The organism is Pasteurella testudinis DSM 23072 (assembly GCF_900176075.1).
Taxonomy (GTDB): Bacteria; Pseudomonadota; Gammaproteobacteria; order Enterobacterales; family Pasteurellaceae; genus Chelonobacter; species Chelonobacter testudinis.
Window position 1 is genome coordinate 1 of record NZ_FWWV01000015.1, and the last position, 20,859, is coordinate 20,859.

Genomic DNA, 20,859 nt, shown 5'->3' on the forward strand with positions numbered 1-20,859 from the left:
ATAACAGCTCACCGGCATTTGTCTTTCCAGACTTTCATGTGAACGCAGTTGATTAAACTCTTCTCTAAAAATATCCAGCTTTTGTTGGAATTCATGCATTTCTACCTTAAGCGTATCCACCTTTGCAATATAGCGCTTCAACTCCCTGTGCATTCGCTCTAAACGACCATTTTGCTGTGGTTTTCCTGCTTCAATACGTTCNGGGCGAATACCTAAATCAATTAGCCACTTGGATAATTTGGTCAGTCCCCCTAACGCAACTGAAGCAAAAGGCGCTCCATTATCACTGCGGATTGCCCAAGGTAAGCCGTATTCCTTAAAAATACGCGCCAGTAAAGGCTGAACCTCGGTATAGCCATGCTGAGTTAAACCCTGACATGCGAATAAATAACGGCTGTAATTATCATGTAATGTAAAAGGATAACACCTTTTATTCCCTACCATAAAATCGCCTTTGAAATCCATACTCCAACAATGATTAGGCGAATGACATTCTCCAAAAGGCAAACTATCTGCCGGCGTTTTAAGATGTTTTCTGCGTGCTTCAACCAATCCTGCTTTGGCTAAAATTCGGTCGCCCGTACTATCAGCACACCATTTTATATCCGGCTCTAACTGCCGCAAATAGTCTAACAGCTTTTTTGCTCCCCAATATTGTCGTTTCAACTTTTCTTGTACTAAACGTTCACAAACATAAGCAGAAACCACATTGGGATTGTGGTGTGGCTTGCGAGAAAGCGCACTAAGCCCAGCTAAACCATTTAAATGGTATCGTTGAATCCATTTATCACCCGTAGGGCGACTAATGTCAAATTGTTTACAAAGCTCACTTTTACTAAAGCGTTTGGTTAAATAAGCTTGAATAAAATGGATTTTTTGTTCCATGACACTCACTGTTTTCCAAGGCATTGGTATCTATCCTTTTTTAAAAGTTGATACCTGTTAATATACTTGTAAACGATGTCATCGGGTTAATATGTAAAGGATGTCTTAGGGTTGTACCCCCGGACACCTTCTCCCATCACAAGGGAGAAGGGAATATTGAATTTAATTATTGTGTTAAAAACGCTGCCAACGGTTTGTATTGTTGACCTTGTGGATTGAAATTATCGGCGGCTAAATAACGGGTGAATGCCGTTTTGAGCGGCAGCCATTCTTCAGCAATAATCGAAAACCAAGCGGTATCACGGCTACGGCCTTTATACACCACGGCATTGCGGAAAGTCCCTTCATACTGGAAGCCTAAACGGGCTGCGGCGCGGCGTGAGCGTTGGTTTAGCGCATCGCATTTCCATTCATAACGGCGGTATTGCAGAGTGTCGAAGACATACTGCATCAGCAAAAATTGCGCTTCGGTGGCGGCTTTGCTGCGTTGTAATAAATCCGAATAAATCACCCAGCCCATTTCTATGCTACGGTTGTGGCGATCAATCCGCATTAAGGCGAATGTACCTAGCACTTGCCGGCTATGGCGGGCTAAAATCACAAAATAGTAAGGATCTGACGATTGCGCCCATTGGCGCAGTAAAGACCGCACTTGCTGTGGTTGATCAAACGGTTCGAGTGGCAGATAGGTCCAATCCGCCGCTTGGGTGTGTTGCAGGTAACACTCACAAATCGCCTCGCTATGCCGTTCATAATCGAGCCGTTCGATAATACAATCTTCCCCGCTTAACTGCGTGATATCCGGCATTGCGCCGAGAGTCATATTTTCCACCACATCGCCAATGGCTTGGTTGAATTGGTTGTAACGCATAGGGTTTCCTTTCGCAAGTCTTAAGCAATAAAATCAGCGAGGCAAAAGTACGGTTTTGCCTTGCGGTGTCACCAATATAGCGGATAACGTCGATCTTTGCCCCAATTATTATAGAACAGAGCGACAATCACCAGAATGATTGCACCGATTAAGGTCGGGGTGAACAGGAAAGACCAATTTGCCGCGCCCAACATCACAATTAACGGATTAGAACCGGCAGGTGGTGAGGCACGCGCAATAACAGCATTAACGCAATCGCAGTACCGACGCCGAGCGCCATACTCCACCAATGCACGCCGCAGAATGCCATGATCACCAATCCGGTTAATGAGGCGATAAAATGTCCGCCGATCACATTTCTCGGTTGGGAAAACGGGCTGTTGGGATAGGCAAACACCAATAAACAGCTTGCGCCAAACGAGCCGAGCACCAGCGGCAGTTGGCTGATTTCACTGCTGGCGGCAAAGGCGGCGGTTGCCAAAAAACCGCCTAACCATGCGGTGAGAATCATATTTAGCGGCAGTCTTGCCGGTCGTGGTTCATTTGCCTGCAACCAATGCTGGAATATTTTCATCTGGTGTCTCCTCACAATTATCAAAAAATATACCGAACGGTATACCCGTTGTTGGTGTATACTGTTCGGTGTACTTATGTAAATAAAATATGCAAATAAAAATGGAGGAGCGATGAGTAAGCAGCAGCAATTAATCGAATCGGCTTGCCAATTATTCTATCAACAAGGTTTCCATGCTTGCGGAGTTGAGCAACTGGCACAGCAGGCTGGCATCACCAAACGCACGTTATACCGTTATTTCGACAGCAAAGAGGAATTGATTGTCGCCACCTTAGCCCATCGTCACCAGCAGTTTATGGCGCAAATGCAAGCGGTGTTGGCGGATTATTCCTTGCAAGAAACGGTCGAGGGCTATCTGTTTTTTTTACGACAATGGATTTTGTCGGAAAATTTTTATGGTTGTATGTTTATCAATGCCTGCGCCGAATATGCCGATCCGCAAACGCCGGCACATCAGCAAGCGAAAGAACATAAGCAAGCGGTGCAGGCGGTTTTATTGGCAAGATTACAACAAGCCGGTTTGCAACAGGCGGAAAATCTCGCCGAATTACTGTTTATCAGCGGAGAAGGCATTATCGTCTCAGCGCAAACATTAGGTAAAGACGCCGTGAAACAACAACTTGAACGAATCCAGCAAAATTTAAATAGTCTAACTGAGTAAGCGTTATTTCTGGTACTTTGCGTCGTGTTTTCGGGTTCCCTTGCGAACTGCCTGAGAGGGTGAGCGTAGCGTATAAAAGTAAGTCGCCATCGGCGAAATCCGATAGTGAATTTAAGATAAATGAAATATTACATCAAACCCCAAACCGATAAATCACCTGATTACTCGAACCGCGCCAATGCAGTTTTGGGTCGGCAAGTTGTTGGATAAACTTGCCGTCGATCAACACGTCGACATAAGCCAAAAACGCTTGCTGTTCGGCGTTCAGCTCTTGCAAACGATAACCGGTCCACAACCAAATGTCTTTATCGGGACATTCGCGTTTAATCCGTTGCACCAGTGGCAAAAGTGCGGTCAGGTTTTTCGGGTGCAGCGGATCGCCGCCGCTCAGGCTCAGGCCTTGCCGCTTGATGCGCGTGTCTTGCAAATCGGCGATAATCTGATCTTCCATCGCCTGATCAAACGGCACGCCGGCGCAGAACGACCAGCTTTTTTGGTTGTAACAGCCTTTGCATTGGTGTTCGCACCCTGCGACAAACAGGGTGCAGCGCGTGCCTTCGCCGTTGACCACATCAACCGGATAATATTGCAGATAATTCATATTCAGACCGCACTTTTAGAGGTGCTTCACCCGCCGTTTCACCTCTTCCTGCTTGCCACTGTTGAACGGACGTGCGTCGGGGCTGCCGAGATAGCCGCACACGCGACGGGTAACCGACACGGTATTGCTGTCGTGGTTGCCGCAGGACGGGCAGGTGAAGCCTTTGCTGGTGCAGTCGAATTCGCCTTTGTAGCCGCAGCCGTAGCATTCGTCAATCGGTGTATTGGTGCCGTAATACGGCACGCGCGAATAGCTGTAATCCCACACGTCCTCCAACGCTTTGATATTGCGCTGCATATTCGGATATTCGCCGTAGCAGATAAAACCGCCGTTGGCGATCGGCGGATATGCCATTTCAAAATCCAGTTTGTCGTACGGATTGACTTTTTTCTCCACGTCCAAATGGAAACTGTTGGTGTAGTAGCCTTTGTCAGTCACGCCCTCGATAATGCCGAAGGTTTTGCTGTCGAGGCGGCAGAAACGGTCGCACAGATTCTCGCTTGGTGTTGAATACAGACTGAACGCATAGCCGCTTTCCTGTTTCCACGCTTCGACCGCACTTCGTAAATGCCCCACAATATCTAACCCTTTTTGCCATAATGCTTGCTGATCGTAAATATGGCTGCCGAACAGCGCATTGATGGTTTCGTGAATGCCGATATAACCGAGCGAAATCGAAGCGCGTCCGTTTTTGAAAATGTCCGCCACATAATCGTCAGCTTTCAATCGCACGCCGCATGCGCCCTCCATATATAAAATTGGCGCAACGCGGGCTTTGGTCTGTTGCAGACGGGCAATGCGCGTCATCAGCGCTTTTTTGGCAATGGCGAGGCGCTGATCCAACAACTGATAAAACCGCACTTCGTCACCTTGCGTTTCCAGCGCAATACGCGGCAGGTTCAAACTGACCACGCCGAGATTATTGCGTCCTTCGTGGATTTCCTGTTGATCTTGTTCATATTTGCCCAAAAAGCTGCGGCAGCCCATCGGTGCTTTGAACGAACCGGTGACTTGCACCACTTGATCATAATTCAGAATATCCGGATACATGCGCTCGCTGGCACATTTTAGCGCCAGTTGTTTGATGTCGTAATTCGGATCGTCGGCGTGCAGATTCAAGCCTTGTTTTAAGGTGAATACCAGTTTCGGGAAAATTGCGGTTTTGTGGTTTCTGCCTAAGCCTTGAATCCGGTTTTGCAGAATCGCCTGTTGAATCAGGCGGGCTTGCCAACTTGTGCCCAAACCGAAACCAAAGGTGACAAACGGCGTTTGTCCGTTGGCGGTGTGCAGGGTATTAACCTCATATTCCAGTGATTGAAACGCATCAAAACACTCTTTTTCCAAGCGCGCTTTGGCGTAGCCTTCCGCATCGGCAATCTGCCATTCTGCCGCCACTGCCAAATGTTTTTCGTAACTTTTTTGTACATAAGGCGCAAGCACTTCATCAATCCGATTGATGGTTGTGCCGCCGTAAATATGGCTGGCAACCTGCGCGATAATTTGTGCGGTGACGGCAGTGGCGGTGGTGATCGATTTCGGGGTTTCAATCTCGGCATTGCCCATTTTAAAGCCCTGTTCCAGCATGCCTTGCAGATCGACCAACATACAGTTGAACATCGGGAAGAACGGTGCATAATCCAAATCGTGATAATGGATTTCGCCTTTTTCGTGCGCCGCTACCACATCGGCAGGCAGCAGATAGCGTTTGGCGTAATGTTTCGCCACAATGCCGGCGAGTAAATCGCGCTGGGTCGGGATCACTTTGGCATCTTTATTGGCGTTTTCGTTCAGGATTTCCAGATTGCTCTGTTCAATTAAGCCCTCGATCTCTTGCGTCAGCTGGCTGCGTTTTTCGCGTGCCAAGTCACGATCATGACGGTACTCGATATAGGCGCGCGCAATTTGCGGATACTGGCTGCGCATCAGCTTTTCTTCAACAATCGCTTGGATATGCGCAATATCAATCTGTTGTTGGTAGTGGCTGAAAATCTGTTGGCAGACTTCATTGCTGAGATGCGAGCAAAATGCCTCGTTGTTGATACCGCAAGCAACCGCCGCCTTACGAATCGCTTGCAGAATACGCTCTGCCACAAACGGCGTGCTGGCACCGTCACGCTTGATGACCTGTAACCCTGACATAAAAACCCCTTATCTTGATAAATTCAAATGCGAAAACACTATATATAGACATTTTATCTTTTGGAAGCACTATATCTTGAAAGTTTGATCTGTGTCAAATAAAAATAGTTCTCAAAAAATATGGGGTTGATTTTTATCAGGAATAAGAAATCGGAGAATATAAAGTGCGGTTTTAGCCGTCGAGTAAGGCTTGCACCACTGCCGGAATCACTTTCGGCTCAGGGATAAAAACCTGTTTATGGCGGTTGAGTTCGCCTTTTTCCAACACAATACTGCTTTTGGCGACTTTAAATTGTTTACTCAGGAATTTCAGCAAGTGGGCGTTGGCTTGACCGTCAATCGGTGGGGCGGTGATGGTGATTTTCAGCTCGCCGTCATGCAAGCCGACCAGCTGATCTTTGCTGGCTTTGGGTTGCAACAGAATTTTCAGTCGCAACCCGTTTTCATGCGGTGTGACGGCGGACATGGTTATGCCAAGACCCACAATGAACCGAAAAGATCCATCAGCAACTTGTTGCCGAAGATCAGGATAAATGCCAATGCCATCACCGAGAAATCGATCATACCGGTATTTGGCAGAATGCGGCGAATCGGGGCAAGCAGCGGCTCGGTGATACGGTACAGTTGGTATTCCAACGGGTGGTTGCCTTGCGAAAACCAGCTCATCACCGCACGGATTAAAATCGCCCAGAAGATCATTTCGCCAAAGGCTTTAACCACCGCAAGCACGCCGATCACGGCAAATTGCCATAAACTTGCCCCGTCAAAACTGCCGATCAGCAGCGGATATTTCAGCATATTCAGCACGAAAGCCAAGACCAGTGCGGCAAAGTCAATATTTTTACGGGTCGGAATCAGCTTGCGCAACGGCGCCAATACCGGCTGCGTCAGTTTCACTACGACTTGCGACAGCGGATTGTAAAAATCCACCTGACAATACTGAAACCAGGCGCGCAATACCAGAATAAAGGTATATAGCCCGATTACGGTTTGCACTAAAAATTGTAATGTGTTCATGATTATCCTTTAAATAGCAAAAGTGCGGTTTGAGAACCGCACTATATTAAATAGGATTAAACTGAAAAAATTCAAGTTTTCAATTTAAATTACTGAATCGGATAATCCCACCAAATATCGAACAATTCGCTGGTTTCGATTTGTTGCAGCTTATTTTCGCTGAGCCAGTTTTGTACCAAAGTGCGGTGCGAATCGTCGCAGTTACCGACTTTTTCCAAACAAACCAACCCTTCCCAATGCAGGTAGCCGCTGCCTTCGTAGGCTAAGCCGTGTGGCTTGATCACTTCGTCGATAAAACGATCCAAGGTGGCGTCGATTTCTTCGACCGAGGTGTTGTCGGCGAATTGCCAGCGGACAACAAAGCCTAACTCTTGGAATTCGGCAAGATGCATTTTTTTGCGCTGTCTGCGGTTACGCTGAATAGCCATACTATTTTCCTTTTTTAGTTGATAATGAATAAAGTTTGATTAACGATAAATAAAATACAGATCCCAAACGCCGTGTCCGAGTTTCTGTCCGCGCTGTTCGAATTTGGTCAACGGGCGGAAATCCGGACGCGGGATATAATCCCCCGTCGGAGATTGGTTCGCCAGACCTGCGCTGTTTTGTAAGGTTTCCAACATATGCTCGGCGTAATTTTGCCAGTCGGTCGCCATGTGGATAAAACCACCGCACTTTAGTTTTTGTTGTATTAAACGGATAAACTCCGGCTGCACGATCCGACGTTTATGGTGCTTGCTTTTCTGCCACGGATCGGGGAAAAACAATTGTAATCCGCCTAAGCTGTTATCGGCAATACTGTCGCGCAAAATTTCCATCGCATCATGGCAAATTACGCGCAAATTCGTTATCTTTTCCTGCACCGCCAATGCCACGCAGGCACCGACGCCCGGCGTATGAACTTCAATGCCTAAATAGTTACGCTGGGGGTTGTTTTTCGCCATCTCGACCAGCGACGTCCCCATACCGAAACCGATTTCCAATACGACAGGATTATCATTGCCGTAAATTGCATTAAAATCGAACGGCGTATCTTGATATTCCAAGCCGAAATCCGCCCAATAGTTGTTCATCGCATTTTTTTGATATTCACTCAAACGTCCGGTGCGCAGCACGAAACTACGCACTTTGCGCATATAACGTCCGTCAGCGGTAAATTCGGCGGTTTCGACCGTTTTGCGCTTCTGATCGGCAAAGGTGGTTTGCGGTTGTGTAACTTCTGACATGATAACGAATTAAGCTTCCTTTTTATTTAATAGGCGCATTATGCAAATATCCGTGGCGATTACAACTGTTTTCGCTATTTCTTTGGCAATGATCGGTCGCAACTGGCTTTTTTCTTACTCAACACAGACGAAAACTTACTTAACAGTTGTTAAAATGCGCACCAACTCAGTTAAGCAAATAATAATAAGATGTATTTATCTTTGATTTGAATGCTTAACCTGCGGAATATTTCATTAATTAATATGATGACGAGAGAAATAACATGATGAAAAATATTTATAATAAAACAGCAATTGCCCTTTTCCTATCCGTTCTTTTAGCCGCTTGTAGCGGAGGTGGCGGTTCGTCTGGTTCGACTCCTACGTCGGTAGCGGCGAATATTGTTGCGCAACCGACAGAAAAGAACAAAGAAAATTCAACTGCAAATAGTGCGCTGTTAGCCGAGCTAAAAGAAAAAGAGGCGCTGCAAAAAGCGGCTGATAATAAGCAATCTGGAGGCGATACATTATCTGAAAATAATGGTGTAAATCAACCGCAACCAGAAGTGGTAGCTGATAAGGATAAACAAAATGATCAGCCTGATGTTACACCGCCAAAAAATAACAATGAAGATATCAAAAGTTATGGCGGCGTATTAACCTCGACTTATTCAGAGCGTAATGATAATGCTTGGAATGATGCTGTAGGAATAAAGCCAGAGTATAAGATTACTTTTAATAAAGATAGTGGTACGGTAACAACACTTTTTGTCCAAGATAAAAATGGTCAAGAAACAATTTTGCCGTTAGGAAAAATTGGCTACTATGGAAATCTTACTTTCACCTCTGATGTCATTAATCCACAGTCAGTGACCGGTGAAAAAATGAAAGCGCAAATTACCGACTTTGTATATTACGGAGAAAAAGATAATAAAAATCCTGACGCCAGTATGAACTATGAAGGAAAGGTATTTTATTCGGTTGAAATGGAAGCAGCAAAACAAGCAAATCTTGATTTGACCTACAATGCAGCAGATAAAAAAATTGCAGGTCGAATTATTGGTGGTGAACTCAATATGGAGGTTAAGTCAGAGGTGCTAAGTGATGGCATTATCCAAGCAAAAGCGACTCCGACAACTGGTCATCAGAATCCTGAAATTGGCGCAGCAAATTTAGACGGAGCATTTTTAGGGGATGGTAAGTACATTGCCGGTACAATTAAATCTAGTGATACAACTGACAGTACGAGAGCATGGGGCGGTGTTTTTGGGGCTGAGGGTACGCCACGACCTTAAAGCATAAACATTTCACAACCCAACCGCACTTCCAAAGTGCGGTTCAGATTACTGACGACGTTAAAATATAGCATTTTAAATTTTACAGCCGCAAAGCGGCTGACCTATGCTTAACCTTGTACGGCTTGCCGTGCAAGGCTATCAGCAATTTCCGTGCACGATTTCATCGTACACGGTTAAGCATAGATGAGGGGCTTTGCCCCTCGTAAATAGGTTTCAACTGTCTGAACTGTATTCCAAAGTGCGGTTTTTTCTATCCATTCAACCTTACGCCTTGTTGCCAAACGCCGTTTAAAATCGGTTCGGCAATCTCTGATGGAAAACCCGTCGGCAGATTTTGTTGGCATTGTTCAACCGCACTTTGATAGTTTGTAGTGACTTCGTGCAATATTTCTTCGACGAGCAGCGGGCGCAAACCTGCCAGTCTGCCGGTTTCGAGAAAATGGCGAATTTGGATCTTATCCCATAAATAGTGTTTATTTTTTCCGTGCCATGCCATCGCCATTTTGATTTTTTGCCGCTGCAAGCCTTGCGGTTTTAACAGCGGAAATGCGGAAATAACATCATAAAATGGCGTTAAACGGTAGCGGTTGCCTTGTTCCAAAAATAGGCTGTAGTTTTTCGCGTGTCCGTCAATCGCCGCCATCAGCCAAAAGATAATTTGTGCTTTAAAAAAGCGCTGGCGATCTTCAAGGCTATCCGTCGAACCTTTTAACAGCTCAAGAATAGATAATATACTCGGTCCGCCGTCCGCTTGGTATTTTAATGCAGGTGCAATTGCCAACGCTTGGCACATATCTTCCTGCGGCAAGCGCACTAACCAACTTCCTGAAGCCGCCCAACGGCGATCAAAACGTTCAACCGACAGCACTTTGCAATCGTCAAAATACAAAATTTCCGCATTGGCTACGGGCAAACCAAAGGCTTTTAACAACTGCAAACAAAGCCATTCATTTTCACAGCTATCCGATAAATCAAGCTGCCCCTGTCCGACGATGCCAATCGGCAATTTCATAATATGGCTGGTTGGTGTGCTATTCAGAGGTTTGCACCATTGCTTGTTATGATACAAAAGTGCGGTTTTCTCCTGCGCTCCGGCAAGGGAGATCCGAAAATCTTGGTGTGCATTATCCATTCCCAACGGTGAAAATTGGTAGTTTTTTAATAATGCAGCAATATCCGTTTCACTTAAAGGCACGGCGTCAATTTTTCTGACCGAATAAGGGCGCTTTCCTTGCGGATAAAGTTGAATTGCACCGACGCAGTCATGCCCGATTGCACCCAGCAAATCAAACGGGTGTTTGGTGGCAACTTGGAAACGTTGTTGAATGCGCGAACGGATTTGTTCATTGTCCGGCAATAAGTTATCGAAAAAATTATAAACAACACTGCCTTTATAGACTTTTTCCGATAATGGAAGCGACAACGAAATCGGGCGCGCCTTAGCGTGGTTTAACCAAGTTGATTCGTATTGAAATTGGCTTGCGCCGTCGCTGCTTTTCGTCCATAGCCCGACTTCAATCCCGTTCATGGCAATCATCAAACGGTTCATCACCAATCCTCATCATCAAAATCGGGCGTAGGTTCTTGAATTTGAGTGCTTGCCGGCGTTACCGTTTTATGACGCGGTGACAATGTGATTTCTAACTCCAACGCCGACAGTAGGTTAAACAAGGTATCAACTTTGCTACGCTCCGGTTGGTTTTCAAAGGCGGAAACCGTCGCTTGCTTCACGCCGGCGAGCAGTGCAACTTGCGATTGCGACAACTTATTTTGATAGCGGAATTCTTTTAAGGCGTGCGCTAACATTTTTGCGGTGGTGATTGCCATAATTTATCCTTTGTAATAGATATTTTATAAAATACCCTCTAAAAAGGATAAAGTCAAATTTATCCCTATACAAGGATAAATATGGCTGCATTACTTAATCCAAAGTCCATTCATAATTCAGCCACTCACGATTTTCTTTTGCGCCAAGTGTATGATAAAAGCGCTGTCCAGCCTGATTCCACGGGGCAACCGTCCATTTGATTTGTCTGCAATGGTGAGTTTTGGCTTCGGCTTTTAAGGCTTGCATAAGTCTTTCGCCGATTTTTTGTCCGCGATACTGTTCATCGACGTAAAGCTCTTTCATGTAGATCGCCGGTCGGTTTTGTGCGGTATAAGGCAGGAAATAGTAAACCAGCATTCCCGCTAGTCGGGCGTTTTCTTGATCTTCTGCTACGAAGCAGTAAAAGTCCGGTGGGGTTTTGTCAAAACCGCTTGCTTGCACAATCGCAGGCGTGATTGCGAAGTCGTCGATATAGTCTTCAAAAATAGCCAATTTTTGCATTAAAATCCAAAGATTGCCGCTATCTTCTTTTACTGCTTTTCTGATGTTGATGGTCATGAGCGCTACTCTTCGATTAAAGAACTGCGATTAAAGAAATAAAGAGGTGTTGCTCAATATAACAAACTTTTTAGGTTGTCACACACAAATCCATACCAATCTCAAGCGATTATCCACGTTGATTTTGACCGTACTTTGTTTGTTATCGGCAAAGTGCGGTTAGCAGGTTATTTCCGTGGCAGGCGAAGCCCATTCATGACCACCAGCAGACTGGTGCCGACATCAGCAAACACCGCCATCCACATGGTGCCGATTCCGAATAGGGTGATGACCAGAAAGAGCAGTTTAATCAATAAGGCAAATGTGATATTTTGCCGCAGAATACGATGGGTGCGTTGCGACAAACGGATAAATATCGGAATTTTGCACAGATCGTCGTCCATTAACGCCACGTCGGCGGTTTCAAGTGCGGTATCCGTTCCCATCGCGCCCATGGCAAAACTAATATCAGCACGAGCCAAAGCAGGTGCGTCATTGATACCATCGCCGACCATGCCGATTTTTTGCTGTTTAGGTTGTTGTTCAACCGCACTTTGTATCGCCTTTAATTTATCCTCTGGCAACTGATTGCCAAGGGCTTGATCAATACCGATTTGTGCAGCAATCGCATTGGCGGTGTGTTGGTTGTCGCCTGTCAGCATCAGGGTTTTTACCCCTAATGTGTGCAGTTCGGCAATGGCTTGGCGGCTGCTTTCTTTCACCGTGTCGGCAACGGCAAATAACGCCAACACTTGATGATTATCCGTCAACAGCACCACGCTTTTGCCTTGTTTTTCCAATTGCTCGATTTGGCTTTGTAACTCGTTCGTGGCTTGCTTGCGTTCTTCGATCAGGCGAATATTGCCCAACACATAGTCCGTGCCGTTAATTTGCCCTTGTACGCCGCGCCCCAACAGTGCGGTGAAATTCTCCACAGTAGCCAATGCCACATGTTGTTCACTACCAAAAGTGGCAATCGCCTGTGAAACAGGGTGATCGGAGCGAGCGGCAAGGCTGATCGCAAGTGATTGTGCTTCGCCAAGCGGCATTGTGCCAAGTGCGGTCATCTCGGTTTGTACTGGCTTGCCATAGGTCAGCGTGCCGGTTTTATCCAGTGCCAGCGTGCTTAACAGCCGTCCTTGCTCCAAATAGACACCGCCTTTAATCAAAATGCCCTTGCGTGCGGCGGCGGCAAGCCCACTCACCACGGTAACAGGGGTTGAAATCACCAAGGCGCAAGGGCAAGCGATGACCAATAAAACCAACGCGTTATAAATCCAATCAAACCATGTGCCTGCCATCAACAGCGGCGGAATGACCGCCACTAACAATGCAATCACCAGCACCGCAGGGGTATAAATTTGGGCGAATTTGTCCACAAACCGCTGGGTTGGGGCTTTGACCCCTTGCGCTTCTTCCACCGCATGAATAATGCGTGCCAGCGTAGAGTTGCTTGCCGCCACCGTCACTTGATAGTCGAACGAGCCACTTTGGTTAATCGTGCCTGCGAACACTGCATCGCCCACGCCCTTATCCACCGGCAAGCTCTCGCCTGTAATCGGGGCTTGATTGACCGCACTTTGCCCTTGCGTGATTTTGCCGTCAAGGGCGATCCGCTCCCCTGGTTTGACCCGCACCACATCGTCCACGCTGACGCTGTCTGCCGCCACTTCCTGCCACGAGCCATCAGGCTGTTGCACCGTGGCGGTATCAGGGGCGAGTGCCATCAATTCGGCAATGGCATTACGCGCACGATCAAGGGATTTTGCTTCAATCACTTCCGCCAAGGTGAACAGCACCATCACCATTGCTGCTTCCGGCCATTGCCCGATCAACAATCCGCCAGTGACGGCAATGCTCATCAGAGCGTTGATATTCAAGCTGCCGGTACGAATCGACAGCCAGCCTTTTTTGTAGGTGTCCAATCCGCATAACAGCACCGCCACCACTGCCAAAATTGCCCCCGCCCAGTGAGGAAGGCCAAACCAGGTTACCGCTTCTGACCCCAACGCCAGCACACCAGCTATCACCAGTGGCAGCAGCGGTTTTTGCGGCGTTTCGGCTTTTGCCAGTTTGCCACCTGCGTCAGGCAATTCAGGCTCAAAACCGAGTGAGCGAATGGCTTCCAATATTGTTGGCAAATCCTGTTCTCCATGGGTAACGGTCAGCACTCGTTGGATTAAGTTAAATTCCAACGCTTGCACTTCGCTCATAGTAGCGAATTTTTTGCGGATAATGCCTTCTTCGGTCGGGCAATCCATCTGCTGAATACGAATCGCCGTTTGCACGCCGTTTGCCACGCTTTTGGCTTGCGTGAGCGGTTCAAGCTGCGCTTGCTTTTGAGAAGGATTATGTTGATGTGAACAGCAGTTAGTCATAATTTTTACCCCTATAGATGTGTTCTATTATGCTATATTAAACACCCTGTAGCAGCTACAGGGTCAAGCAGGAGAGGAATAAAAAATGAAAATCGGTGATCTTGCCAAACAAACCGGCTGTCCGGTGGAGACTATTCGTTATTACGAACGCGAGGGTTTGATGCCTGCAGCGCAACGCAATCTGATGAATAATTACCGCGAATACGGCACGGCACATTTGGAACGTTTGGTGTTTATCCGCCGTTGCCGCGCGTTGGAAATGACGCAAGACGAGATTCGCGAACTGTTGCAAGCCAAAGCCGATCCCAACGCCAGTTGCGCCTCGATTAATGACTTGATTGATGAACACTTGCAACACGTCAAAGCACGACTGCGTGAGTTGCAAGCCTTGAAAAAACAGCTAAGTGAACTGCGTAGTCAGTGCCGTGAAGTTCACAACAATGAAAGTTGCGGCATTCTGAAAGGCTTACAACAACCGAGTGGCGGTGAAGTTGCCCATTCGGTCAACCATGTCGGCAAGGTATGCGGCAGGCAGTAAAAATACCCACCAAGATTATTCGGTTAAGCACTTTTGGCGTGTAATTCCGTGCGCACGATTTTTTCTTCCCGAATCGGTAAATTCAGCACGGCGGCGAGAGCGGCTAAGATCATATCGGCGTACCACATCCAGCTGTAGTCGCCGAGTTGGGTAATCGCCAAACCGCCCAGATACGCGCCGAAGAAACCGCCGACTTGGTGCGACAGCAGGGTTAAACCGAACAACGTTGCCAAATAGCGCACACCGAACAGTTTACCGACCGTGGCGGCGGTGGGCGGTACGGTTGCCAGCCAAGTCAATCCCAGACCGACGGCGAATAGATAAAACGTCATCGGGCTGCTTGGCATCAGCAGATAAATCCCGATTAAAACCGCGCGCGAGGCGTACATCCAAAACAGGATATATTTGCTGCGATAATGTCCGACCAGCCAGCCGACCACCAAACTGCCGACAACGTTGGAAATCCCGATAATCGCCAATGACCACGAGGCGACATCCGCCGATAATTTGCTGAGCGACACTTCCGTCGGCAAATGCGTCACTAAAAACGCAATGTGAAAACCGCAGGTGAAAAAGCCCAAATGTAATAAAATATAACTGCGATCTTTAAACGATGCCAAGACAGCCTGTTTCAAACTTTGCTGCGTTTGCCCGACCGTACTTGGTACGGTTTTAGGTGGTTGATCGCCGCGTGACAACCAACGCGCAATCGGCAGCACCAATAAACTGATGATCGCCAACGCATACATCGCCCCGCGCCAGCCGAGCATCGGCAGCATAATCAGTCCCTGCACCAACGGCGCAAACAGAAATTGACCGAAAGAGCCGCCGGCATTGACGATTCCGGAGGCCAAACCCCGCATTTTTTGCGGTAGTTTATTGGAAACTTGGCTGATCAAAATCGAAAAACTGCCGGCACCGGCGCCAAAGGCAACCAGCACGCCCATGTTCAATGTCAAACCGAACGCCGACGGAAAGAGCGGTATTAAGGCGAAGCCTGCCGCCAGCAGCAGTGTTCCCCACAACATCACCGGCCAGGCGCTGTAGCGATCGGCGAGGGCGCCGGTAATCGGTTGTGCCACGCCCCACATCAGTTGCGTGATTGCCATGGCAAAGCTGATGGCGGTGATGCTCAGTGCGGTATCTTGGTGAATCGGCTGCACGAACAGCCCCAACGCCATGCGCATACCCATGGTGATCATTAAAATGGCGGCGGCAGCGAGGATAATCAGGGCGAAGCGTCTTGTATTAGCAGTCATAAGGCGGAATTTGTTATGGATTAAAGAGCTACCGTTATAGAGCAGGCTCGGAAAAAATGCAATAATAAACCAATCTTAACTTCGATTTTTTGCCTTAACGGATAATAATTTTTATGCTCGCCCAATCGTCAATTCATGCCCTTTTTGCTCACGCAGTATTGGACTGGTACCGTCAATACGGCCGCAAAGATCTGCCTTGGCAGCGCAACAAAACCCTGTATCAGGTCTGGCTGTCGGAAGTGATGTTGCAGCAGACGCAGGTTGCGACCGTGATCCCTTATTTCGAACGCTTTATGGCGACGTTTCCCGATGTGGTTTCTTTGGCAAATGCGCCGATCGATGAGGTGCTGCATTTATGGACAGGGCTGGGATATTACGCCCGCGCGCGCAATTTGCATAAAGCGGCGCAAGTGATCTTCGATCAACATCACGGGCAATTTCCGACCGATTTTGAACAGGTTTTGGCACTGCCCGGCGTGGGGCGCAGCACTGCCGGTGCGATTTTATCCTCGTGTTTAGATGCGCCTTATCCGATTTTAGACGGCAATGTGAAACGGGTTTTAGCCCGTTATTTTGCGCTGGACGGTTGGCCTGGCGAGAAAAAAGTCGGTGATCAATTATGGCAATATAGCGAACAGGTTACGCCGACAGCGCAAGTTGCCGATTTCAATCAGGCGATGATGGATTTAGGCGCAATGGTTTGCAGCCGTTCCAAACCAAAGTGCGGTTTGTGCCCGCTGCAAACCGATTGTCAGGCGAACCTGCAACAAAATTGGCAGGCTTATCCGGCTAAAAAACCGAAAAAAACCTTGCCGCAAAAACAAGCCTATTTTTTGATTTTGGCGGACGGACAACAGGTGTTGCTACAACAGCGTCCGCCGCAAGGGCTGTGGGGCGGCTTGTACTGTTTTCCGCAGTTTGACAGCAAAACCGCACTTTTAGCGTATTTGCAACGGCAGAATATCTGTGATTATCAGGAATGGGTGATGTTCCGCCACACGTTCAGCCATTTTCATCTGGATATTGTGCCGATTTATGCGCAAAAGTGCGGTCAGCCGGCGCAAATTAGCCAAAAAGTAGCGGAAAGTGCGGTCGAATACCGCAACAATGTACCCGAAGCGAATAATTATTGGTATAATTTTCAATCACCGCCGAAAATCGGTTTGGCGACCCCGATGAAAAACTTATTATTACAATTACAGGCAATGCAACCAAAGCAACATTCGCCTGTCTAATAAACGATCTAATGTAAAAAGCAAAAAGGACTAGCAAATGGCACGAACAGTTTATTGTGAATATTTAAAACAGGAAGCCGACGGCTTGGATTTCCAGCTGTATCCCGGCGAGTTGGGCAAGCGGATCTTCGATTCGATCAGCAAGCCGGCATGGGGCGAGTGGATGAAAAAGCAGACCATGCTGGTGAATGAGAAAAAACTGAATATGATGAACGCCGAGCACCGCCAATTGCTGGAACAGGAAATGGTGAATTTTCTGTTTGAAGGCAAAGACGTTCATATCGAAGGTTATGTTCCCCCAAGCCAATAGCAGGTTTCGCCGATGAAAAAATATTTACTGGTGCTATTGATTCCGTTTTTGGTTGCCTGTGGTTCTTCCTCGAAGAAAGGCAGCGGAATTGATTATGATGATGCGTTTGCCAAAGATTTGCGCGGTCTGGATATCCTGACCGGTCAATTTTCACATAATATCGATCGCAAATGGGGCGTGAACGAACTGCTGGTTGCCAGCCGCAAGGATTACGTCAAATATACCGATCAATACAACACCCGCAGCCATATCAGCTTTGACGAAGGCAAAATCACCATCGAAACACAAGGTATGGACGCCTACCGTTTGAAAAAATCGATTGTGCACACGTTGATGATGGGCTCGGACGCCAACGGAATCGACTTGTTTGCCGACGGTGATGCGCCGATCAGTTCGCGTCCGTTTTTGTCGGGGCAGGTGGTCGATCATAAAGGCGTTACGATCAACAATTTGGATCGGGCTAACGAGTTCGCCAATTATTTGTTGCAAAATAGCTTGCAAACCCGTCGTTTGGGCAACGGCCAGCTGGTGGAATATGTCACGATTCCGATGATTGCCAACCACGTCAATGTGCGTGCGCAAAAATATGTGCCGTTCGTGCGCCGTGCCGCGCGGCATTACAATATCGACGAGAGCCTGATTTTGGCGATTATGCAAACCGAATCGAGTTTTAACCCTTATGCCATTAGTTATGCCAATGCGATGGGGTTAATGCAGGTCGTGCCGCACACCGCCGGACGTGATGTGTTTAAAATCGTAAAAAATCGGTCAGGACAACCGAGCAAAGAATATTTGTTCGATCCGCATCAAAATATTGATGCCGGTGTGGCTTACCTATCCATTTTGCAAAACAGTTATTTAGCCGGTATCACCGATCCGTCGTCCAAACGTTACGCCATGATCTCCGCTTATAACAGCGGCGCCGGTGCGGTGCTGCGGGTATTCGATCAGGACAAAACCATGGCGATAGAAAAAATCAATCGCTTACTGCCCGAGCAAGTATACCGCACTTTGACCACCCGACATCCGTCGGCACAGGCGCGTAATTATTTGGTGAAAGTGGATTCGGCGCAAAAGAAATATCGCGTGCGTGCTAATTAATAATCAGTTTGCGGACTAAAAATAAACGCTTTGCACACAAAGCGTGCAAACAAGCGGTGCGGTGAAAGTTTTTTTAAAATAGAGGTTGACTTGAAAGCGAAAAAAACGTTTAATACGCACCACTGATGAGTTGCCTCGATAGCTCAGTCGGTAGAGCAGGGGATTGAAAATCCCCGTGTCGGTGGTTCGATTCCGCCTCGAGGCACCACTTTTCCTCCTTAGTTCAGTCGGTAGAACGGCGGACTGTTAATCCGTATGTCGCTGGTTCAAGTCCAGCAGGAGGAGCCATTATTTACGACCCGTTGAGTTTACTCAGCGGGTTTTTTCGTTTTACAGTCCCTTCGTCATTGCGCTCGCAAACACCTTGTTAAGCGCGACCGCACTTTCTATCCCTACCGATTTGCTTTGGTTTATCTCTGTGGCGTTTGTTCAGCGTAAACCGGATTTTGCTTTCATATAATTTTGCATACGTTATTATAAAAGTACTGACACCCACCCTGTGACGTCGCCAACGGTATTTTGCCGTTTTCGGAGCAATTGTGAACAAAAACATCAAATCATTGCTGATCGGTCTGTTGTTAATCGTACTGGCTTACAGTTTTTGGTACAGTGCGCCGTGGTTGCAGCTGTGCTACGGGTTGGCTTTGTTTTTATTCGGGATGCAGTGTATCGAAGAGGGGCTGCACCATGCGGCGGGCGGCACGCTTGAACGCATGATGGCAAAAAGTACCGCAACACCCGGCAAGGGGCTGTTGTTCGGTATGGGGGCGACTTTTATCTTGCAGTCGAGCACGTTGGTGTCCTTGCTTACGATAGCGTTTTTGAGTACCGGATTGATTGGCTTGGCTGGTGGGATTGCCGTCATTTTGGGAACTAATCTGGGGGCGACCAGCGGTATCTGGCTGCTGGCACTGGCTGGGCAAAGTATCAGCTTGAGTCCGGCGGCGGTGCCGATGCTGGTATTTGGAATTCTGCTGGGTTTTTTCAAAGCCAAAGCCAAGCCGATAGGGCGTGTTTTGCTTGGTATTGCCCTGATTTTTATCGGGATTGACGCAATTAAAAACGGTTTTCAAGATATCGGCAGTCAAGTCGAATTCACGGGTATGCAAGTCAGCGGCATGACGGAAATCGCCCTGTTCAGCGGTATTGGCTTGCTGCTGACCATTGTGCTGCAATCGTCACATGCCACGCTGATTTTGACCTTGGCGGCGTTGGCCGGCGGTCAGATTAGCTTGGCACAGGCGTTCGCCATTGCCGTCGGCTCGAACGTGGGCAGCAGCGTTTCCACTGCCGTGGTCGGTATGCTCGGCAGTGAACGCAGCGGTCAACGGCTGGCGCTGGCGCATTTGTTGTTTAATGTGGTCACGGCGGTGTTATCACTGTTGTTATGGTTGCCGCTGACACGGTTGGTGATGTGGCTGGCGGCTTGGGCTGAAATGAATCCGCTGTTACAACTGGCGTTGTTTCACACCTTATTCAACTTATTGGGACTGGTGCTCTTTTGGAAGCTGCAAAGCCGATTGGCGGCACAGTTGCTGAGCTGGCTGCCGGAGAAAAGCGAGGAAGGCAATTTGTTGCCGGACGACCGGCAACAGCTACAGCTGCGTTATCTGAATGATAACGTTCTGCGTGCGGGCGATACCGCCATGCGGGCGCTGTTTCAGTAGATCCGTCATTTAAGCGCCTTAAGTCTGGAAGTGATCTGTCATGTGTTGTTTATTCCCACCGAACAACTGTACCAAAGCGACGGGGACGAACAAAGCGAACTGCCGCCGCCCAAACTACCGCTACGCCTTGACGCACAACAGATTTATGAGCGCCAAATCAAACCGCTATATAGCGAGTTGCTGGATTTCACCAGTAAAATGGAGGTTGCTGATAGCCAGCAGCAACAGCTGGCTGCTGCTCATATGGCGGTGTCGCAGATGATGGCGATTGTGAAAGACAGCAAACATTTGCAGAAAAATATGCAACTTTACCTGCAGCAGCCGCAATCAGTGCTTTATCGCGATTACCTGCGCCTGCGCAAACATTTGTTTAAAACCTTGTGCCTGTTCCGCCGTATCGCCAACGAACCTGCCGGCAGCAATCAGTGGCAGCAAGAAATGGACAACTTGAACAAACATCTTGCCGGTTTGGAAACCTTTCGCGGCAGGGTGATGGTCAAATTGCGCAATGGCGAAATTGACGGCTGGCAAACCTCGTCCCTGATGAACGATAGCAATTATGCCCGTCGTATCGGTTATGGGGTGATCGAGATTTTGAATATCGCCAGTCTGGAGCTGCCACAAGGAATTGGCGCATTGTCGGCAAGCGAGTCGATTTAATTCCGCTTAATTCGCTTGCCGCATAATCCCATTTTCACTTACTTCAAATTTCTATTACAATAGCGCTAATTCATTCAAATAACCAAATAAGGCAG

21 protein-coding genes, 2 tRNA genes and 1 pseudogene are annotated in these 20,859 nt (G+C 47.7%); 10 read left to right on the forward strand and 14 right to left on the reverse strand.

Annotated elements, in window-relative coordinates; all coding sequences use genetic code 11:
- The 3 genes and pseudogenes from B8880_RS07365 to B8880_RS07375 form a co-directional block, all read right to left on the reverse strand.
- Positions 1–909 (reverse strand): DDE-type integrase/transposase/recombinase (locus B8880_RS07365; RefSeq protein ID WP_084256980.1); only part of this gene is annotated, 909 nt, incomplete at its 3' end.
- Between the two features lie 142 nt (positions 910–1,051).
- The gene (locus tag B8880_RS07370; RefSeq protein WP_084256981.1) at positions 1,052–1,756 is read right to left on the reverse strand and encodes a GNAT family N-acetyltransferase; all 705 of its coding nucleotides are present in this window, start codon (positions 1,754–1,756) and stop codon (positions 1,052–1,054) included.
- A gap of 68 nt (positions 1,757–1,824) precedes the next feature.
- Positions 1,825–2,330: pseudogene (locus B8880_RS07375) on the reverse strand (HPP family protein).
- Between the two features lie 112 nt (positions 2,331–2,442).
- On the opposite strand from B8880_RS07375, the gene B8880_RS07380 reads away from it, so the two are divergent.
- Entirely contained in the window at positions 2,443–2,991 is a 549-nt protein-coding gene (locus B8880_RS07380; protein WP_084256982.1) for a TetR/AcrR family transcriptional regulator, read from the forward strand.
- Positions 2,992–3,124: 133 nt separating this feature from the next.
- On the opposite strand, the gene nrdG is transcribed toward B8880_RS07380, so the two are convergent.
- The 6 genes from nrdG to trmB form a co-directional block, all read right to left on the reverse strand.
- Entirely contained in the window at positions 3,125–3,592 is a 468-nt protein-coding gene (nrdG, locus tag B8880_RS07385) for an anaerobic ribonucleoside-triphosphate reductase-activating protein (RefSeq protein ID WP_084256983.1), read from the reverse strand.
- 15 nt (positions 3,593–3,607) lie between these two features.
- Positions 3,608–5,731, reverse strand: a complete 2,124-nt coding sequence (gene nrdD, locus B8880_RS07390) for an anaerobic ribonucleoside-triphosphate reductase (RefSeq protein ID WP_084256984.1) — start codon at positions 5,729–5,731, stop codon at positions 3,608–3,610.
- 172 nt (positions 5,732–5,903) lie between these two features.
- Positions 5,904–6,197 (reverse strand): DUF167 family protein YggU, encoded by a 294-nt coding sequence (yggU, locus tag B8880_RS07395; RefSeq protein ID WP_084256985.1) that lies wholly within the window; start codon positions 6,195–6,197, stop codon positions 5,904–5,906.
- Between the two features lie 2 nt (positions 6,198–6,199).
- On the reverse strand, positions 6,200–6,748 hold the full coding sequence (locus tag B8880_RS07400) for a YggT family protein (protein WP_084256986.1): 549 nt from the start codon (positions 6,746–6,748) through the stop codon (positions 6,200–6,202).
- Between the two features lie 89 nt (positions 6,749–6,837).
- A complete protein-coding gene (locus tag B8880_RS07405; protein WP_084256987.1) occupies positions 6,838–7,176 on the reverse strand; it encodes a YggL family protein in 339 nt (112 codons plus the stop codon).
- 39 nt (positions 7,177–7,215) lie between these two features.
- On the reverse strand, positions 7,216–7,974 hold the full coding sequence (trmB, locus tag B8880_RS07410; protein WP_084256988.1) for a tRNA (guanosine(46)-N7)-methyltransferase TrmB: 759 nt from the start codon (positions 7,972–7,974) through the stop codon (positions 7,216–7,218).
- Between the two features lie 263 nt (positions 7,975–8,237).
- Here trmB and B8880_RS07415 point away from each other — a divergent pair, with 263 nt between their 5' ends.
- A complete protein-coding gene (locus B8880_RS07415) occupies positions 8,238–9,248 on the forward strand; it encodes a hypothetical protein (protein ID WP_084256989.1) in 1,011 nt (336 codons plus the stop codon).
- A 253-nt stretch (positions 9,249–9,501) separates the two neighbouring features.
- Here B8880_RS07415 and B8880_RS07420 read toward each other — a convergent pair whose 3' ends face one another.
- The 4 genes from B8880_RS07420 to B8880_RS07435 form a co-directional block, all read right to left on the reverse strand.
- Positions 9,502–10,800, reverse strand: a complete 1,299-nt coding sequence (locus tag B8880_RS07420; RefSeq protein ID WP_084256990.1) for a type II toxin-antitoxin system HipA family toxin — start codon at positions 10,798–10,800, stop codon at positions 9,502–9,504.
- A complete protein-coding gene (locus B8880_RS07425; RefSeq protein WP_084256991.1) occupies positions 10,800–11,078 on the reverse strand; it encodes a helix-turn-helix domain-containing protein in 279 nt (92 codons plus the stop codon). The genes B8880_RS07420 and B8880_RS07425 overlap by 1 nt, the downstream gene beginning before the upstream one ends.
- A gap of 94 nt (positions 11,079–11,172) precedes the next feature.
- Positions 11,173–11,637: a GNAT family N-acetyltransferase gene (locus B8880_RS07430; protein ID WP_084256992.1), complete on the reverse strand. Its 465-nt coding sequence runs from the start codon at positions 11,635–11,637 to the stop codon at positions 11,173–11,175.
- 167 nt (positions 11,638–11,804) lie between these two features.
- Positions 11,805–13,994: a heavy metal translocating P-type ATPase gene (locus B8880_RS07435; RefSeq protein ID WP_084256993.1), complete on the reverse strand. Its 2,190-nt coding sequence runs from the start codon at positions 13,992–13,994 to the stop codon at positions 11,805–11,807.
- 85 nt (positions 13,995–14,079) lie between these two features.
- Here B8880_RS07435 and cadR point away from each other — a divergent pair, with 85 nt between their 5' ends.
- Entirely contained in the window at positions 14,080–14,532 is a 453-nt protein-coding gene (cadR, locus tag B8880_RS07440; RefSeq protein WP_084256994.1) for a Cd(II)/Pb(II)-responsive transcriptional regulator, read from the forward strand.
- A gap of 23 nt (positions 14,533–14,555) precedes the next feature.
- On the opposite strand, the gene B8880_RS07445 is transcribed toward cadR, so the two are convergent.
- Positions 14,556–15,791: an MFS transporter gene (locus B8880_RS07445; RefSeq protein ID WP_084256995.1), complete on the reverse strand. Its 1,236-nt coding sequence runs from the start codon at positions 15,789–15,791 to the stop codon at positions 14,556–14,558.
- 113 nt (positions 15,792–15,904) lie between these two features.
- Here B8880_RS07445 and mutY point away from each other — a divergent pair, with 113 nt between their 5' ends.
- The 7 genes from mutY to B8880_RS14600 all read left to right on the forward strand — a co-directional run bounded on the left by mutY (position 15,905) and on the right by B8880_RS14600 (position 20,764).
- A complete protein-coding gene (gene mutY / locus B8880_RS07450) occupies positions 15,905–17,026 on the forward strand; it encodes an A/G-specific adenine glycosylase (RefSeq protein WP_084256996.1) in 1,122 nt (373 codons plus the stop codon).
- 37 nt (positions 17,027–17,063) lie between these two features.
- Positions 17,064–17,336: an oxidative damage protection protein gene (locus tag B8880_RS07455; RefSeq protein ID WP_084256997.1), complete on the forward strand. Its 273-nt coding sequence runs from the start codon at positions 17,064–17,066 to the stop codon at positions 17,334–17,336.
- A gap of 12 nt (positions 17,337–17,348) precedes the next feature.
- Positions 17,349–18,437 (forward strand): membrane-bound lytic murein transglycosylase MltC, encoded by a 1,089-nt coding sequence (gene mltC / locus B8880_RS07460; RefSeq protein ID WP_084256998.1) that lies wholly within the window; start codon positions 17,349–17,351, stop codon positions 18,435–18,437.
- A gap of 132 nt (positions 18,438–18,569) precedes the next feature.
- Positions 18,570–18,645: transfer RNA gene (locus B8880_RS07465), tRNA-Phe, on the forward strand.
- A gap of 4 nt (positions 18,646–18,649) precedes the next feature.
- Positions 18,650–18,725: transfer RNA gene (locus tag B8880_RS07470), tRNA-Asn, on the forward strand.
- 251 nt (positions 18,726–18,976) lie between these two features.
- Positions 18,977–20,104 carry a Na/Pi cotransporter family protein gene (locus B8880_RS14595; RefSeq protein ID WP_208610897.1) on the forward strand — a complete coding sequence of 376 codons (1,128 nt, stop codon included), beginning with the start codon at positions 18,977–18,979 and terminating at the stop codon, positions 20,102–20,104.
- Between the two features lie 42 nt (positions 20,105–20,146).
- Positions 20,147–20,764, forward strand: coding sequence for a hypothetical protein (locus B8880_RS14600; protein ID WP_208610898.1), 618 nt, complete (start codon positions 20,147–20,149; stop codon positions 20,762–20,764).
- Positions 20,765–20,859: the final 95 nt, after the last annotated feature.

Bases quoted from the DNA above. Each gene is read 5' to 3' on its own strand.
- B8880_RS07370 (WP_084256981.1), bottom strand. From the start codon at position 1,756: ATGCGTTACAACCAATTCAACCAAGCCATTGGCGATGTGGTGGAAAAT.
- B8880_RS07380 (WP_084256982.1), top strand. From the start codon at position 2,443: ATGAGTAAGCAGCAGCAATTAATCGAATCGGCTTGCCAATTATTCTAT.
- nrdG (WP_084256983.1), bottom strand. From the start codon at position 3,592: ATGAATTATCTGCAATATTATCCGGTTGATGTGGTCAACGGCGAAGGC.
- nrdD (WP_084256984.1), bottom strand. From the start codon at position 5,731: ATGTCAGGGTTACAGGTCATCAAGCGTGACGGTGCCAGCACGCCGTTT.
- yggU (WP_084256985.1), bottom strand. From the start codon at position 6,197: ATGTCCGCCGTCACACCGCATGAAAACGGGTTGCGACTGAAAATTCTG.
- B8880_RS07400 (WP_084256986.1), bottom strand. From the start codon at position 6,748: ATGAACACATTACAATTTTTAGTGCAAACCGTAATCGGGCTATATACC.
- B8880_RS07405 (WP_084256987.1), bottom strand. From the start codon at position 7,176: ATGGCTATTCAGCGTAACCGCAGACAGCGCAAAAAAATGCATCTTGCC.
- trmB (WP_084256988.1), bottom strand. From the start codon at position 7,974: ATGTCAGAAGTTACACAACCGCAAACCACCTTTGCCGATCAGAAGCGC.
- B8880_RS07415 (WP_084256989.1), top strand. From the start codon at position 8,238: ATGATGAAAAATATTTATAATAAAACAGCAATTGCCCTTTTCCTATCC.
- B8880_RS07420 (WP_084256990.1), bottom strand. From the start codon at position 10,800: ATGAACCGTTTGATGATTGCCATGAACGGGATTGAAGTCGGGCTATGG.
- B8880_RS07425 (WP_084256991.1), bottom strand. From the start codon at position 11,078: ATGGCAATCACCACCGCAAAAATGTTAGCGCACGCCTTAAAAGAATTC.
- B8880_RS07430 (WP_084256992.1), bottom strand. From the start codon at position 11,637: ATGACCATCAACATCAGAAAAGCAGTAAAAGAAGATAGCGGCAATCTT.
- B8880_RS07435 (WP_084256993.1), bottom strand. From the start codon at position 13,994: ATGACTAACTGCTGTTCACATCAACATAATCCTTCTCAAAAGCAAGCG.
- cadR (WP_084256994.1), top strand. From the start codon at position 14,080: ATGAAAATCGGTGATCTTGCCAAACAAACCGGCTGTCCGGTGGAGACT.
- B8880_RS07445 (WP_084256995.1), bottom strand. From the start codon at position 15,791: ATGACTGCTAATACAAGACGCTTCGCCCTGATTATCCTCGCTGCCGCC.
- mutY (WP_084256996.1), top strand. From the start codon at position 15,905: ATGCTCGCCCAATCGTCAATTCATGCCCTTTTTGCTCACGCAGTATTG.
- B8880_RS07455 (WP_084256997.1), top strand. From the start codon at position 17,064: ATGGCACGAACAGTTTATTGTGAATATTTAAAACAGGAAGCCGACGGC.
- mltC (WP_084256998.1), top strand. From the start codon at position 17,349: ATGAAAAAATATTTACTGGTGCTATTGATTCCGTTTTTGGTTGCCTGT.